Origin of the sequence: Mycobacterium sp. 1465703.0 (genome assembly GCF_001672975.1) — a bacterium.
Taxonomy (GTDB): domain Bacteria; phylum Actinomycetota; class Actinomycetes; order Mycobacteriales; family Mycobacteriaceae; genus Mycobacterium.
The window spans coordinates 1-14,947 of record NZ_LZKU01000211.1 but is presented as its reverse complement, the minus strand read 5'-3'; the positions used below and the strand labels follow the sequence as shown (position 1 = coordinate 14,947).

Sequence of the window (14,947 nt, the reverse complement as noted above, 5' to 3'; positions counted from 1 at the left end):
GGCTTACGTTGATTTCAACAGTTGTTGAATCGCTTCATCGAGGAGGCAAAGCCATGACCGTGACCGTCATCCAAATCGGGCTCGATCCCGACGTGATCGACTACTCGTCGCCGGAATTCGCCCAGTTCGCCGGCCTGTCCAAGGAGACGCTGCGAGCCGCCAACGACGACAACGTCGCGGGCCTGCGCGCCGCCGGCTACCACGTGGACAACTGCCTGATCGACGTCGGCACCGCCGGCTCCGACAAAGCCCGCGAGTGGCTGCAAGCCAACCACTACGACGCCGTGTTGATCGGCGCCGGCATTCGCCTGGTCGCCGGCAACACCCTGCTGTTCGAGTCGATCGTCAACGCCGCGCACACCACCCAGCCCGGCTGCCGCTTCGTCTTCAACCGGGCAGCGCAAGCCACCCCCGGCGACATCCGTCGCTGGTACACCGATCCGGAAGGAGCGATCCGATGAGTGCAACCACTGTTCACGATGTCGACGTTGTGGTGGTGGGAACGGGCCCCACCGGCCTGACCGCCGCGGGTGATCTGGCCCGCGCCGGGCGGTCGGTGATCGTGCTGGAGCGCTGGCCCGCCCAAAACCCGACCAGCCGCGCGTTCGCCGTGATGCCGCGCACGCTGGAACTCTTCGATGCCCGCGGGCTGGCCTCCGACGTGCTCGCCCTTGGGCAGCGCGGGCCGGACGTAACGCTGTTCGCGAAGGCCCGCCTGGACCTGACCCGCATCGACTCGGCGTACCCGTTCGTCTTGATCACTCCCCAGACCAATGTCGATGGGGCATTGCTCCGATACGCGGTGGCCGAAGGGGCCGACATCCGGCGCGGCGTCGAGGTGGTCGCGCTCGAGCAGGATGCTGACGGCGTCACGGTCACCGCCCGCCCCAAGGACGAGGCCGATCCCCTACACCAGCAGAGGTGGCGGGCGCGGTATGTGATCGGCGCCGATGGCGCGCACAGCACCGTCCGCAGCTTGCTGGGCGTGGACTTCCCCGGCAAGACGGTGCTGACCTCCCTGATGCTGGCCGACGTCAAGCTGGCCCACGGCCCGTCGCACGGCGGATTAGTGGTGGGCACCACCGGCGACGTGCTGGGGTTCTTAGCCCCCTACAACCGGCACGACGACGACGGGTCGTGGTACCGGGCCCTGGCGTGGGACCGCGACCACCAACTGCCGGATGACGCGCCCGTCGACGACGTCGAGATCATCGACGTCCTGGCCCGCGCCATGCGGGCCGACTTCGGGGTGATAAAGATCGGCTGGAAATCGCGATTCCATTGCGACGAAAGACAAGTCGCGCAGTACCGGCACGGACGGGTATTCCTGGCCGGCGACGCCGCGCACGTGCACTCCCCGATGGGCGGCCAGGGCATGAACACCGGTATCCAGGACGCGGCCAACCTGGCCTGGAAGCTCGACGCCGTGCTCGGCGGCGCCGAAGATGGCCTGCTGGATACCTACCAGGAAGAACGCCACCCGATCGGCAAACGGGTGCTGCTGCAGTCCGGGATGATCGCCCGGGGCGCGACGCTGCATCGGCGGCCTGCGATCTGGCTACGTAATCTGTTGGCTCCCAACATACTTCGGATACCGGCCGTGCATGACTTGGTGGCCGGCAGTTTCGCGGGCACCACGTTGCGGTACGGTCGGCGCGGACTGGTCGGGACGCGGGCCGCCGCGATTCCGCTGGTCGAGGGACGGCTGACGCACCTGCAACGCAACGGCGGCTTCGTCTTCATCCGCGAATACGGCGCACTTCCGGTCGAGGTCCCCGGGGTGGTGCAGGCGCAGCGGGCCGACCGCGGCCCGGCCGTGTTGGTGCGCCCGGACGGGTACATCGCGTGGGCCGGAGCGTCGACGCAGATCCCAGACCGGATCACGGAGATGACAACGGGCGCAGCACCTTTCGTGCACGCGCGGTGATCTGACCCTAGGCCTTCTTCTCGGGTTGGTGCGTGACGAACGACCGGAGACGGCGGCGCGTCTGGTGATCGTCGGCGCCGGGCTCGCCGTCGCTGTGCCGGCCCCGGGTGTAATCGCCTTGCCACGGCACCTTCTCGTTCTCGGCGCCGGCCGCGGCTTCCTGTTCGCGGCCGAGCGCGCCACGCGAGCCCAGGAAGTACTCGTGCTTGCGGTGCAGCTCTTCATCGGACTCGATAGGCCGGAGTTCGGGGGCGAACTCCTCCAGCTCGGCCCGGCGTTGCGGCACGATCATGCAGATCGGCTCGTCGACCTCGAAGCGCACCGGCATGAACTCGCGGGTGAACTTCCAGTTCATGCTGAAACTCGAGCTGGACCAATCGGTTTCGACGATGCCTTCCAACGGAGAAATCGCGTCTTTCGGATAGTTGGCCGGCCCGCGGACCAACAAGTTATATCCCGGCGGGGTGCGAAACAGGATCGGCAGGTGCCAGGTCAAGATGCCGTAGCCGAAGTGGCTGGAGGGCAGGAACTGACCGCTCTCGCGCGTGTCGGGCGCGATCATCAGATTCGTGCGGTCATTCCCACCCATCCAGGTCGCGGTGAACGCGTTCCGGTTGCGCACCTCCCAGCCGCTCTGGTTGGCGATCAGCATCGGCAAACACCGGTGCGGCCACCCTTGCCGTATCTCTGACATCCACGTCCGGCCGATCGGAGCGGGGCTGATCGGCGGCGCGATGTCATGGGTGACGTACCCGATCAATGGGCGCGACTGCTCACTGGCTTCCTCACTCATTCACATCCTCGCTTCGCCGGTCACCCGGATTCCAGCATCCCCATCGGAACGCTCGTTCTGCAACCTAACAAGTTTCTAGTCTGTGCTGCGACACATGTCGACGACCAAGAAAGATACCGAGCGGAGTCGGTTCCGCTGCAACGGGTTTGTTCGGGACACAGTTGGGTTGCTGCCTTATTGCCGCACCCGCGACATCGGGGTGATGGTTTACGGACTGTTAGCCCACGGTTTACTCACCGGGACGGTCAAGCCTGACACCACCTTCGCCGCCGGGGACTGGCGGGGTCGCAGTGACATCTTCAGCGGCAGCGGCTTTCTGCATAACCTGGAAATCGTTGCGCGGCTTGAGCGTTTGGCCGCTGACCTCGGCGCGACGATCAGCCAATTGGCTATCGCGTGGGCACTGGCGCAACCCGGCGTGCACGTCGCCGTCGTTGGCGCACAGCATCTCAATTACCTGGAAGACAGCGTCCGCGCAACCGAGCTCGTGCTCTCCGACACGACCTGGCCACGATCGACCAGATCATGACGTCAGCGACACCCGTCAGTGGTCCGTATCCCGAGATGTCGAGGCCTGGGAGCTAGCCTGGCTTAACTGCCTACCGAGGCCAGTCGGTTTCGAATTTGGTTGCCGCCGGAGCGTTTTGCCTCGTACATCGCGATGTCGGCGCACCGGATCAACTCGTCGATCACATCACGGGCGGTCGCGATCCACCCCGGGTGTACCAGTGCGCTGACCACTCCGATGCTGGCGGTGAGGCCAAACGGGGAATCGGCGATGGCGCGCCGCAGCCGCTCAGCGGATTCCGCCCTGTCAGGGTGGTCAGCAACTTCGGCGACGAGGAACTCCTCGCCACCGATGCGTGCCACGACCGCCCCGTCGTGGTGGCGTTGGAGGATCTCGGCGACGGCGACCAGGGCGCGATCACCGACCGCGTGACCGAGGGCGTCGTTGAGCCGTTTGAACTGATCCAGGTCGACCATGGTGACCGCCAGATATTGCGCAGCCAGGTGCGTTGCGCCGGCGAGCAATTCAGCGCAGCGCCGATAAAATCCTCGCCGGTTCAACAACCCGCACAGCGGATCCACATCAGAGACGGCAACGTCGACGGTCAAACGATGAACAAGCACCTGAGTGGTCATCGGCACGGCCAGTATGCCCACCACGACCACCGAGAAGGTGCACGCGGCCGCGACCCAGTCACCGCTCCTCATTCCCTGCATCGCAAGGAGTGCGACGGCCGTACCCAGCGCGACGCCCAAGTGTGCGGCCAAGATCCGCGGCCTGTGGAAAAACGCGATATAGCCGCCGAGCACGGCGAAGGTGATGCATCCGGCCAGACCGAGGAGCGCGTCGCGGTAGCTCAGGCAGGCGATCGCGATACCGACATCGGAAATGGCCACGTAGCACACGGATTGCCGGCAGCTCGGCCACCGGCGTATCCACAGCCCGGCGGTTGCCAGGCACACCGCGGCGGCGCCCAATGCCGCAGCCAACCCCACCGGCCGCGACGACCCACCCGGGCTCCACTGCATGCTGACGGTGTTCGCACTCAACAGAATGGTGGCGGCGGCCAGCGTGCAGCGGACAAGACGCTGCAGATCCTGTGTCGCGAGGTAGCCCGACAACCAGTCGAAGTGGTCGGGCTGCTCCCACCAGGAAGCCGCTGAGCGCACGACGCTGGAAAGGCTCGGCATCTCGTGTGTCCCCTTACCGGCTGGACTCGAATGCCACCTGACGGCCCGACGATACGTTCATTTGTAGTCCTGGCATCCGCAACTGAGGATAGGGTATCCGCGGGCACCAGCTCGCCCAGCTTGGCGACAAGGGTGATCAGCGCGCTCCGGCCAGCTCCGCAATGGTATTCACCCGCCGGACGGCGGTGGCGACCTCGTCGGCGAACTCACGACGCCGCCGCGCAATATCCGGGTTCTCGACGCCGTCCAACAGTTCACGATGCCGGGCCAGTCGCAACGCGGTCTTGAACAACTCCATCGACCTTGACTCGGCGCTGGCGATCCTGCGTTGCAGCTCCCACTGCTTGCCCACCTCGAGGCACTCGGCGAGAAACGCGTCCTCGTCGAAGGATTCGTCGTCGTAATCGGCGAGCCGGTCGGCGACGATGTGGTACGCGTCGAGGAACGGGCGCAGCACAAGGTGCGCCAGCAGCACGTCGGCCTTTTCCAGCAGGCCGCGTACGTCGGCAGCGCCGGCCGCCTTGCTGGTGTCGTCCACCCGCCCGAGCAGGCGCACCTCGTCGGCGAGTTCCTTCTCGAATTGCGCGCGTGCGGAGAACAAAAACTCGAATTTCAGCAATTCGCGCAGTTTCAGCGCCTCGTCGCGGACGGCAGTCGGTTGGACCAGCCCGTCGACCGTGCCCTCGGCGTCCTCGGTGGCGGCCAGCAATGCCGTTTCGGCGATGGCGCGATCTACCACGATGTGAATGGCCGCGTTGCGGTAAAAGGCCGCGACCAGGTGCTGCTCAGATCCGATGCCCCAGACTGGTTCGGTCCCGGCGTCGTAGACACTGACGACGCCGGAGGCGACCAACTGGTGCAGAGTCCAGCGGATGGTGGAACGATTGGTCAGGTCGGCCGCCCCGGCCACCACCCAGTGGCGTGCCGCGATGTAGCTCGCCAACGGTCGCACCGTGGCCAGCACCTCGCTGATGGACAGCGAACGGTCGGCGCCCAGCAGGGCCAGGCTCACCACCGCGGTGGGGGTGACCGGCGTGGCGCGGTTGATCCGGTGTTCGACGTCTAATGCGATGCGTTCGATCTGGGTGCTGGTGCCGAACTCCTCGGCGCGCAGCTCCTCGAGGCGCTTGCGCAGCGGCAGTGGTTCACCGAAGTCGAGATAGGCGCGGCCGAGCCGCTCGCCCTGCTGTCGCGCCAGCCGGATCAGGAAACGAAAGTCTTCAGGCCGCTTCGTCGCACCGTAGGCCTCGGTGGTCATGGCCTCCACCTCGTGCAGCTGGTCGTACACGATCGAAGTGGGCACCAAATACACTTCTGGTCCATCGATTTCGTCGACAGCATCGCTGATGTACCGCAGAATTCCGAACACCGGCGGCCTCAGCTTGCCAGTCCTGGTCCGGCCGCCTTCGATGGACCAGGTCAGGTTGGCGTGGTTCTGCACCAGTTGCGCGGCATAGGCGCGCAACACGAAGCGATAGACGGGAATGTCCTTGGTCTGCCGCCGGATGAAGATGGTTCCGGTGCGCTTGGCCCACGCGCCCATCGGGAAGAAATTCAGGTTGGCGCCGCCGAAGGTGAGCGCGGGCGAGAGCCGGTTGGCCTGGATCACCTCGGGCAGCAACAGGCCGTCAAGATAGGAGCGATGCGAAAAGGCAAACGCCAGTGTGGCTTTGCGGTCCAGCTTACGCAACTGGGCGATCTGGTCCTCGTCGGTGAGCACGTCGTAGGCGCGCATCAGCCAGCAGCTGAAGCTGCGCCAGGCCTTCACCGCCCGCTCGTCGAGCGAGGGCGCCATCTCGCGCAGGTAGCCGGCGGCCTCAGCGCGCACGCTGTCCAGATCGCGCCCGAGTTCCTGGGCCAGCTTGCCCAGCCGCTCGTCATACCATGGCGCGCCCAGCAAATCGACGACTTCGGCCGGGTCCGTTGGCAGCGGTGACGTCGACTCCTCGAAGATGCCCGTGCGCTGCAACAGCTTTCGGACCCCGGCCCGGCCGATTTCGCGGGCGCTGCCCGCCGGTCCCCCGATCATGCCGGCTGCACCGAGGCGGCTTCGGAAGGCTCGTGCACATCCGGGTACGGTTCGGGCGCGTAGAGCTGCTCGATCTCCTCGGCGTATTTCGCCATGATCGGTTTGCGCTTGAGCTTCATCGTCAGCGTGATCTCGTCACCGCCGGGCTCCCACAAGGTGGGCAGGATGCGGAACCGTTTGATCTGTTCCACCCGGGAGAGTTTGGCGTTGCCCGCGGCCACCCCGGCGGCGACCTGCGCGATCACCTCCGGGTCAGCCGCCAGCGCGGCGGGCGAGGCGTCGGCCAGTCCGCGCTGGGCCGCATACGGGCCGACCGAATCGGCGTCGAAGACCATCAGCGCGGTGTTGTAGGGCCGCCCCTCGCCGATGGTGATCATCACCCCGACCATCGGAGATGCCGCCAGGATGGTGTTCTCGATGTTGGCCGGGGACATGTTCTTTCCGGCCGCATTGATGATCAGCTCCTTCTTCCGGTCCACCACCCGCAGATAGCCTTCGGCGTCCGCCTCCAGGATGTCGCCGGTGTGCAGCCAGCCGTCGGCGTCGATGGCCTCCGCCGTTTTGGCCGGCTCTTTCCGGTAGCCCTTCATCACCAGCGGGCCTCGCACCAGAAACTCACCGTCATCGGCGATCTTGCCCTCCAGCCCGGGCAGTAACCTGCCGACCGATCCCAGCCGGACTTCACACGGATGGCTCACCGCCGCAACGCAGCTCAGCTCCGACATGCCCCACACCTCTGTGATCGGGATACCGATGGCGGCGAAAAACGCCAACGTCTCCTTGGGGATCGGCGCCGCACCGGAGACCGCCCAGCGCAGTTCGCCGAACCCGAGCCGCTCGCGCAGCTTGGACAGCACCAGCTCGTCGGCCTTGGCCCATTCGGCGGCCAGCTCGTCCGGCATCGGCTCCCCGGCCACCAGGACGTCGGCCCGCTTGGCGGCCACCGACATCGCCCACTGCAACGCCTGCCGCTTGGCCTCGTCCGTCTCGTTGCTGACGGCGAATTCGATTCCGGCCTTGAGCTTTTCCCATACCCGCGGAACCCCGCCCCACACGTTGGGCCGCACGTCGGGCAGCGCGGCGGCGATAGCACGGGCATCAGCGACGGCCGTGACCTGGGTGCCGAACACCTCTAGGCCGTACAGGCCCATCACGCGGTCGGCGACATGCGCCGTCGGGAGGTAGGACGTGACCCGGTCACCGAATCGAGACGGGAGTACGGCGTTGAGCGCGTGCGCCTCGAACAACAGATTGGCGTGGGTCATCTCCACGCCCTTGGGGTTTCCGGTGGTTCCCGAGGTGTAGATGAGAGTGACGATGTCCTCCGGTTGTACTGCCCGCCAAGTCGATTCGAAGTCGAAGCCGTCTTCGGCCGCCGCGTACAACTGCTCGGTCGACAGCGTGCCGGGCGGGGCGCCGTCGATGCAGACGATGTGCTCGATGGGCGCGCCGCTGGCGCGGATCCGGTGCACGTACTGCTCCTCGCAGACCACGACCTTGGTGCCGGCGTTGTCGAACAGGTACGTCAGTTGCTCGGCCGGCAGCGTGTTGTACACCGAAAACGACGTGGCGCCAAGGTGTTGCGCACCGATTTCGAACGGGTAGAACTCGATGCGGTTGGCCATCATCAGCGACACCGTGTCACCGCGCCGAATCCCCAGCCCCGCCAGCCCCGCGGCCACCTTGCGGACCTGTTCGGCGCACTCGCGCCACGTCAGTGTCTGGATTGCGCCAGGGGTGCGCAGCACGACCGCGTCGGGCTGGATCGCGGCGTTGCGCTGAAACGCCTCGCACAAGGTGGTCGGTTCCTGGGCCGTCGTCATTTCCGTCCTCCTCGGCGTCGCATCAGCACTGCCTTGGTGAGCCTACGTCCGGGTCAAGGGGCGAGGAACCTTTCGGCCGGTTCACGCACGGTTCAGGCCTGAGGGCGCCAGAGTTGCACCGTGCTCGTTGCGCCGCCCGGCAGTTCCACCAGCTCGATCGGGGTGCCGTCGGGGTCGTAGATGAAGAACATCCGCACTCCCCCGATATCGACCGGCGGGTCGGCCCGGACACCGGGGTGCTGGCGGGCCACGGTGTCGTAGCTGGCGTCGAGGTCGTCGACACGAAACGACATGTTGGTGTAGCCCAGGTGCGGGCCGCTGGGGCACTCGGGGACCACGCCCAGCGACAGCAGTTCCACCATCGCCGCACCGATCAGCCCGCCGACCATACGGCCCTGCTGGGCGGCACCGCCGGTGACCGAATCCAGTCCGGCGCCCTGCAGTTCGACGTCGAACACCACGTCCATGCCCAGCACCGCGGTGTAAAAGGCCAGCGACGCCTCGATGTCGGACACGCCGATGCAGATGTGCGAGAAGTTCTGCACGGCGATGGGGTGCGGTCGGGTCATCAAGGCTCCATGTCGGCGGGGGGCGGATGAATACCACAGGTACAGGCGTCAATTGAGGGACACCTGCAGCGCATCCCCCACTCGATGACGGCGCGGGCCCGGGCCAGCGACTCCATCTGGGCGTCGATCTCGGCCAGCTTGGCCTTGGCCAGTGCGCGGCTCACCGGCCGCCCGGGAGCGTCATCGGCGAACAGCAACTGGATCTCCTCCAGCGCGAACCCGGCGGCCTTGCACAACGCGATCACCTCGAGGCGAGCCAGAATCGAATCGTCGTAGCGGCGCTGACCACCCAGCCGGGCCGGCTCCGGCACCAGGCCAATCTGCTCGTAGTAGCGCAGCGCCGTCGCGGCCACCCCGGCTCGGCGCGCCACCTCCCCGATCGTCAGGTTTGGTGCCATCACACCTCCCGGGAGCCGGATGCTTGACTTCGAGCCAACTCTAAGTCCTTGACTGTGCTGATGACCATCCCTACGCAAGAACTGGGCGATTCCCGCTACGCGCTGCTGCGGTCGTTTCGCCGCGACGGCACACCCGTCGACACCCCGATCTGGTTCGCGATCGACGGCGGTGCGGTGCTGTTTCGAACCAAGGTGGGCCCGAAGACCAGGCGGCTGACCGCGCACCATGACGTCGAACTCGCGGCCTGCGACTACCGGGGCCGGCCACGGCCGGGCGCGCCGACGGTGACCGGCCGTGCCACCATCCTGTCCGGCGCTGAGGCCGCGCGCGCCAACCGCCTGCTGCACCAGCGGTACGGCTGGCAATGGAACATCGTCCCGCTGATCAAACTTCCGGGCGTGACCAATGTGCACCAAGATCTGTGCGCGGGTGAGAAATTGCGTCGCGCCCGCGACCGCGGTGTGTGGCCGGACAGCGTCATCGTGCGGGTGGACCTGCCATGACGACCGCAACCGTGCCCGACCCGGTCCGCTCCCCCGGCCTTGTCCAATGCTGCAGCGCCGCAGCGGGATTGATGCTTGGCATGGTACGCCCGAAGCGGCCTGACCAGCGGTTCCTCCGCAGCGTGGTCGACGCCGGCCTGCCGAACACTGATCGAACGGTGACGGTGACCGCGCTGCCCCAAGTCCCGCGCTCGGTGCCGACCGCCGCCATCGTCGAGGGCACCTTCACACCGGCCCGCGTCGACAACTCGCTGACGTCGTTCATCGTCAGACATTCGGAAGCCACCTTCATCGTCGATCCCGCGGTGTGCGTCGACGTCGAGCAACGCGCGATCGCCCAACTGCCCGCGGTGCTGCGGGTCGCGGTTCGTCCCCCGGCCGACACCGTCCCCACCATTACCGCACTGGGCGGGCTGGCCGAGGCGGTGCGATTGGATTTCGCGCTGCCCACGCACGCGCACTGGGACCACGTCTCGGGGCTGCTGGATCTGCCGGACCTTCCCGTCCGCCTGCATCGCACCGAACGGGACTGGATCGGTTCGGGCGTGACGGCGCCCGTCGGCGGTGTACGGGATTCGCTGCGCGGCCGGGCCGTGGTCGACTACGAGCTGGACGGTCCGCCGGTACTCACCTTCACGCGAAGCCACGACCTCTTCGGGGACCACTCCGTGCTGCTGGTCGACCTTGCCGGGCACACCCCAGGCAGCGTCGGGGTGCTCGCCCACACCCGGCGCGGGTGGATCCTGATCGCCGGCGACGCGGCCTGGCACGCCATGCAGATCGAGAAGGTCCGCCAAAAGGCCGGGTACCCGGGTGTTTTGGTGGACGAGGACCGTGAGCAGACCTTCAAGACCCTGCAGCGCCTGCACCTGGCGCGGCACGCGGTCACCATCGTCGCGACCCATGACCACCAAGCGGCGCTGGCATTGTCCGACTAGCGGTGCTAGCCGCCCAGACAACCAGGGCCGAGCAGCGCCTTGAGATCCCCCATCAAGGCCGGCGACGGCGTAACCCGAAGCGAGGCATCCAATTCCAGCGTGGTGATGCGGTCCCCGCTGATCAGCCGCAGGTGCACCTGCGCCGTGCCGGGGTGCCGTGCCAGCACCTGCTTGAGCGCGGTGACCTTGTCGATGGTGCACTGCCGCGTCGGCAGGCTGACCGCCAGCGGCCGGTTCGGCGTCGCATTGGAGAAGTCAGGCACCACAAGCTCGTTGGCGATCAGCGCGACCCGGTCGTCGCGCAGCGACACCTTCGCCTTGATCAGCACCACGACGTCGTCGGCGATGTCGGCCCCGTACACCGAGTACGCCTGGGGGAAGAACATCACCTCGATGCCACCGGTGAGGTCCTCCAATTGGGCTGATGCCCAAGGCATTCCGTTTTTGTTGACCCGACGGTTGACCGAAGCGAGGATGCCGCCCACCCGGACCTGGGCGTCGTTGGGGACATCGCCGTCGAGAATCGCCGGGATCTGCGTGTCCACCTGCGTGGTCAGCAGGTGCGCCACCTGGTTGAGCGGATGCCCGGAGACGTAGAGGCCCAGCATCTCTCGCTCCAGGGCGAGCTTGTGCTTGTCCTCCCACTCGTCGTCGGGCACCTTGATGTTGAACACCGATTCGGTGCACCCGTCGTCGCCGCCGAACAGGTCGAACTGGCCCATCGCCTCGGCCTTCTTGGTGCCGAGCACCGAGTCGACCGCGTCGGTGTGCACCAGGAACAGACCCTTGCGGGCGTGACCCAGGGAGTCGAACGCGCCGGCTTTGATCAGCGACTCGGTGACCTTCTTGTTGCAGGCCGCGACGTCGATCTTGTTCAGGTAGTCCGAGAAATCGGTGAACTTGCCCTTGCCGTTGCGGGTCTCGATCAGCGAGCCCACCACGTTGGCACCGACATTGCGCACCGCGCCCAGCCCAAACCGGATGTCTTTGCCGACCGAGGCGAAGTTCACCAGGGACTCGTTGACGTCCGGCGGCAGCACCGTGATGCCGAGCTTGCGGCAGTCGGCCAAATACACCGCGGCCTTGTCCTTGTCGTCGCCCACCGAGGTCAGCAGGCCGGCCATGTACTCGGCCGGATAGTTGGCCTTGAGGTAGGCGGTCCAATAGGAGACCAGTCCGTAGCCGGCCGCGTGCGATTTGTTGAACGCATACCCGGCGAACGGAAGGATGGTGTCCCACAACGCTTTCACCGCCTTTTCGGAGAAGCCGTTGGCCGTCATGCCTTCGTAGAAGCCCTTGTATTCGGCCTCGAGCACCTCGAGCTTCTTCTTGCCCATCGCCTTACGCAGCGCGTCGGCTTTGCCCATCGTGTAGGAGGCGACCTTCTGGGCGATGAACATGATCTGCTCTTGATAGACGATCAGGCCGTGCGTCTCGGCCAGGATCTCGCGCAGCGGCTCTTCCAGCTCCGGGTGAATCGGCTTGACCGCCTGACGACCGTTCTTGCGGTCGGCGTAGTCGTTGTGGGCGTTCATGCCCATCGGCCCGGGCCGGTACAGCGCCAGCACCGCGACGATGTCGTTGAACTCGGTGGGTTGCATGCGGCGCAACAGGTCTCGCATCGGCCCACCGTCGAGCTGGAACACACCCAGGGTGTCGCCGCGACCGAGCAGTTCGTAGGTGGGTTTGTCGTCCAGCGGAACCGATTCCAGGTCGAGGTCGATTCCCCTGTTGGTCTTGATGTTCTCCAGTGCGTCGCCGATGATCGTCAGGTTCCGCAGGCCCAGGAAGTCCATCTTCAGCAGGCCGATGGCCTCGCACGACGGGTAGTCCCAGCCGGTGATGATGGCGCCGTCCTGCGGCCGCTTCCACAGCGGAATGGCCTCGGTCAGCGGCTCGCTGCTCATGATCACCGCGCACGCGTGGACGCCGGCGTTGCGGATCAACCCTTCCAGGCCGCGCGCGGTCTGGTAGATGGTGCGTACGTCCGGGTCGGTCTCGATCAGACCGCGGACCTCGGCGGCCTCCTTGAACCGCTCGTGGCCCGGGTCGGTGATGCCCGACAGCGGAATGTCCTTGGCCATGATCGGCGGCGGCAGCGCCTTGGTGATCCGGTCGGCGATCGCGAACCCGGGCTGGCCGTAGTGAATGCGCGCCGAGTCCTTCAGCGCCGCTTTGGTTTTGATGGTGCCGAAAGTGATGACCTGGGCGACGCGGTCGGAGCCCCACTTGTCGGCGGCGTAACGCACCATCTCGCCGCGCCGACGGTCGTCGAAGTCGATATCGATGTCGGGAGCCGACGGGCGTTCCGGGTTGAGGAACCGCTCGAACAGCAGACCATGCGGGATCGGGTCGATGTTGGTGATGCCCAGCGCGTAGGCCACCAGCGAGCCGGCCGCCGAGCCACGCCCCGGCCCGACCCGGATATCCACCGATCGCGCGTAGTTGATCAGGTCGGCGACGATCAGGAAGTAGGACGGGAAGCCCTTGTCGCAGATGACCTTGATCTCGTACTCGGCCCGGTCGATGTAGTCCTGGCCGACGCCGGACGGGAAGCGGCGTTGCAGGCCGGCCATCACCTCGTGGTGCAGCCAGGTCGCCTGGTCGTGACCCTCGGGCACCGGGAAGATCGGCATCCGGTCGCGCGGCGCCCACACCTCGTCGTAGGACTGCACCCGCTCGGCGATCAGCAGCGTGGAGTCACACGCGCCGGGAACCTCCTCGTCCCAGATCTGGCGCATGTCGGCGGCGGACTTCAGGTAGTAGCCGTCGCCGTCGAACTTGAACCGGTTGGGGTCCGAAAGCGTCTTGCCGGTCTGCACGCACAGCAGCGCCTCGTGGTTGTGCGCGGCGTCGCGGGTGACGTAGTGGCAGTCGTTGGTGGCCAGCGGCGGGATGCCCAGCTTGCGGCCGATCTCCAGCAGCCCGCCGCGGACCCGCTGCTCGATGGACAGCCCGTGGTCCATCAGCTCCAGGAAGTAGTTGTCGGCGCCGAAGATCTCGCGCCACTTGGCTGCCGATTCCAGCGCCTCCCGCTCATGGCCCAGCCGCAGCCGGGTCTGCACCTCGCCAGACGGGCAGCCGGTGGTGGCGATGATGCCCTCGGCATGTTCGGCGATCAGTTCGGCGTCCATCCGCGACCATTTGCCGAGCTGGCCCTCGAACGAGGCCAGTGAGGACAGCTTGAACAGGTTGCGCAGTCCGGTGGCGTTCTCGGCCATCATCGTCATGTGCGTGTAGGAGCCGCTGCCGGAGACGTCGTCGGACTTCTGACCCGGGTCTCCCCACAGGATCCGCCGGGTGTCGAAGCGCGACGCCGGCGCGATGTAGGCCTCGACGCCGATGATCGGCTTGATCCCGGCCTTGGTCGCCGCGTTGTAGAACTCGCTGGCGCCGAACATGTTTCCGTGGTCGGTCATCCCGACCGCGGGCATTCCCAGCCGATCCACCTCGGCGAGCATCGGCGCGATCTTCGCGGCACCGTCCAACATCGAGTACTCGGTGTGGTTATGCAGGTGCACGAAGGACGAGTGGTTCATAGGGACGCCAGTCTATGACTGCGGACCGACGGGTTTCGGGCGTGTCGCGAAGTGTGTCGTGCGGGGGTCAGCCGTACAACTCGACGAAGTTCTGCAGCGACTTCTGCACGTCGCCTTTGACGGCGCGAGCCGCCGCGGATCCGACCGGACCGAACAGCGGCCGCCCGCCCAGCTCCAGCCGCAGGCCCAGGGTCGATCCGTCCTGCGTGGGCCGCACCGTGAGCGTGACGGCGTATTTGGCGCCACCTTTGCCCGACCCCGACATCGCCACCTCGCGCGGCGGGTCCCACTTGGTCACCGTCCAGGTCACCCGGTTGCGCAAACCCTTGGCCCGTGCCACGCCGATGACTTGGGTGCCCTCGGCGATCTCGTCGGGTAGGTCGCTGCGCCATCCTTCGTGCAAGGTGAGCCAGTCGCCCAAGTCCGACAGGTCGGAGACACGGTCCCACATCTCCTGCGGGGTCATCGGGACTTCGGCGTTCAGGTCCACAGCAGCCACCGCCTGAGCCTAGCGCCTTGTCACATCCGCCACTGGCGTCTCATCGCCGAGGCACATGGTCTGGTGCCCGCCTTTGAGCGACAACGGGACGCGGAAGGGCTGGAAGCCGGCCACCAGCACGCGCGCCAATCCGAGCGCGCACGCGCGCGCCCGCCCGTTGTCGCTCAGAGGCGGGCACCAGACCATGTGCCTCGGCGATGAGACGCCAGTGGCGGATGTGACAAGGCGCT

The 14,947-nt window shown here is 66.5% G+C and carries 13 protein-coding genes and 1 pseudogene; 5 read left to right on the top strand and 9 right to left on the bottom strand.

All coding sequences use genetic code 11. The features are described 5' to 3' along the window. Positions 1-53: 53 nt before the first annotated feature. Entirely contained in the window at positions 54-461 is a 408-nt protein-coding gene (locus A5625_RS20115; protein ID WP_066997957.1) for a hypothetical protein, read from the top strand. Further along, complete coding sequence (locus A5625_RS20110) at positions 458-1,927, top strand: FAD-dependent oxidoreductase (RefSeq protein WP_066997954.1); 1,470 nt, start codon at positions 458-460, stop codon at positions 1,925-1,927. The genes A5625_RS20115 and A5625_RS20110 overlap by 4 nt, the downstream gene beginning before the upstream one ends. Before the next feature lie 7 nt (positions 1,928-1,934). Here A5625_RS20110 and A5625_RS20105 read toward each other — a convergent pair whose 3' ends face one another. Then, the gene (locus tag A5625_RS20105) at positions 1,935-2,720 is read right to left on the bottom strand and encodes a DUF6065 family protein (protein WP_066997951.1); all 786 of its coding nucleotides are present in this window, start codon (positions 2,718-2,720) and stop codon (positions 1,935-1,937) included. A 148-nt stretch (positions 2,721-2,868) separates the two neighbouring features. On the opposite strand from A5625_RS20105, the pseudogene A5625_RS20100 reads away from it, so the two are divergent. After that, positions 2,869-3,305: pseudogene (locus A5625_RS20100) on the top strand (aldo/keto reductase); the annotation flags it as partial. 6 nt (positions 3,306-3,311) lie between these two features. Here A5625_RS20100 and A5625_RS20095 read toward each other — a convergent pair. From A5625_RS20095 to A5625_RS20075, 5 genes are all read right to left on the bottom strand, one after another. After that, positions 3,312-4,418 (bottom strand): GGDEF domain-containing protein, encoded by a 1,107-nt coding sequence (locus tag A5625_RS20095; RefSeq protein WP_066997945.1) that lies wholly within the window; start codon positions 4,416-4,418, stop codon positions 3,312-3,314. A gap of 136 nt (positions 4,419-4,554) precedes the next feature. Further along, positions 4,555-6,447, bottom strand: coding sequence for a lysophospholipid acyltransferase (locus A5625_RS20090; RefSeq protein WP_066997942.1), 1,893 nt, complete (start codon positions 6,445-6,447; stop codon positions 4,555-4,557). Continuing rightward, on the bottom strand, positions 6,444-8,270 hold the full coding sequence (gene fadD11 / locus A5625_RS20085) for a fatty acid--CoA ligase FadD11 (protein ID WP_066997939.1): 1,827 nt from the start codon (positions 8,268-8,270) through the stop codon (positions 6,444-6,446). Before fadD11 ends, A5625_RS20090 begins: the two co-directional genes overlap by 4 nt. A 92-nt stretch (positions 8,271-8,362) precedes the next feature. Then, entirely contained in the window at positions 8,363-8,839 is a 477-nt protein-coding gene (locus A5625_RS20080) for a VOC family protein (RefSeq protein WP_066997936.1), read from the bottom strand. After that, a complete protein-coding gene (locus A5625_RS20075) occupies positions 8,839-9,237 on the bottom strand; it encodes a helix-turn-helix domain-containing protein (protein WP_066997933.1) in 399 nt (132 codons plus the stop codon). Before A5625_RS20075 ends, A5625_RS20080 begins: the two co-directional genes overlap by 1 nt. Before the next feature lie 60 nt (positions 9,238-9,297). On the opposite strand from A5625_RS20075, the gene A5625_RS20070 reads away from it, so the two are divergent. Together A5625_RS20070 and A5625_RS20065 are read left to right on the top strand one after the other, a co-directional pair. Further along, a complete protein-coding gene (locus A5625_RS20070) occupies positions 9,298-9,741 on the top strand; it encodes a PPOX class F420-dependent oxidoreductase (protein WP_066998020.1) in 444 nt (147 codons plus the stop codon). Then, complete coding sequence (locus A5625_RS20065) at positions 9,738-10,679, top strand: MBL fold metallo-hydrolase (protein WP_066997930.1); 942 nt, start codon at positions 9,738-9,740, stop codon at positions 10,677-10,679. Before A5625_RS20070 ends, A5625_RS20065 begins: the two co-directional genes overlap by 4 nt. A gap of 5 nt (positions 10,680-10,684) precedes the next feature. On the opposite strand, the gene dnaE is transcribed toward A5625_RS20065, so the two are convergent. The 3 genes from dnaE to A5625_RS30255 all read right to left on the bottom strand — a co-directional run. Continuing rightward, a complete protein-coding gene (dnaE, locus tag A5625_RS20060) occupies positions 10,685-14,218 on the bottom strand; it encodes a DNA polymerase III subunit alpha (RefSeq protein WP_066997927.1) in 3,534 nt (1,177 codons plus the stop codon). A gap of 67 nt (positions 14,219-14,285) precedes the next feature. Further along, positions 14,286-14,717 (bottom strand): SRPBCC family protein, encoded by a 432-nt coding sequence (locus tag A5625_RS20055; protein ID WP_066997924.1) that lies wholly within the window; start codon positions 14,715-14,717, stop codon positions 14,286-14,288. A 9-nt stretch (positions 14,718-14,726) separates the two neighbouring features. Then, the coding region (locus tag A5625_RS30255) for a hypothetical protein (RefSeq protein WP_232003766.1) at positions 14,727-14,947 on the bottom strand (221 nt) is incomplete at its 5' end.

Excerpts from the sequence above, each read along its gene's own strand:
- A5625_RS20115 (WP_066997957.1), top strand. The coding sequence starts at position 54 with ATGACCGTGACCGTCATCCAAATCGGGCTCGATCCCGACGTGATCGAC.
- A5625_RS20110 (WP_066997954.1), top strand. The coding sequence starts at position 458 with ATGAGTGCAACCACTGTTCACGATGTCGACGTTGTGGTGGTGGGAACG.
- A5625_RS20105 (WP_066997951.1), bottom strand. The coding sequence starts at position 2,720 with ATGAGTGAGGAAGCCAGTGAGCAGTCGCGCCCATTGATCGGGTACGTC.
- A5625_RS20095 (WP_066997945.1), bottom strand. The coding sequence starts at position 4,418 with ATGCCGAGCCTTTCCAGCGTCGTGCGCTCAGCGGCTTCCTGGTGGGAG.
- A5625_RS20090 (WP_066997942.1), bottom strand. The coding sequence starts at position 6,447 with ATGATCGGGGGACCGGCGGGCAGCGCCCGCGAAATCGGCCGGGCCGGG.
- fadD11 (WP_066997939.1), bottom strand. The coding sequence starts at position 8,270 with ATGACGACGGCCCAGGAACCGACCACCTTGTGCGAGGCGTTTCAGCGC.
- A5625_RS20080 (WP_066997936.1), bottom strand. The coding sequence starts at position 8,839 with ATGACCCGACCGCACCCCATCGCCGTGCAGAACTTCTCGCACATCTGC.
- A5625_RS20075 (WP_066997933.1), bottom strand. The coding sequence starts at position 9,237 with ATGGCACCAAACCTGACGATCGGGGAGGTGGCGCGCCGAGCCGGGGTG.
- A5625_RS20070 (WP_066998020.1), top strand. The coding sequence starts at position 9,298 with ATGACCATCCCTACGCAAGAACTGGGCGATTCCCGCTACGCGCTGCTG.
- A5625_RS20065 (WP_066997930.1), top strand. The coding sequence starts at position 9,738 with ATGACGACCGCAACCGTGCCCGACCCGGTCCGCTCCCCCGGCCTTGTC.
- dnaE (WP_066997927.1), bottom strand. The coding sequence starts at position 14,218 with ATGAACCACTCGTCCTTCGTGCACCTGCATAACCACACCGAGTACTCG.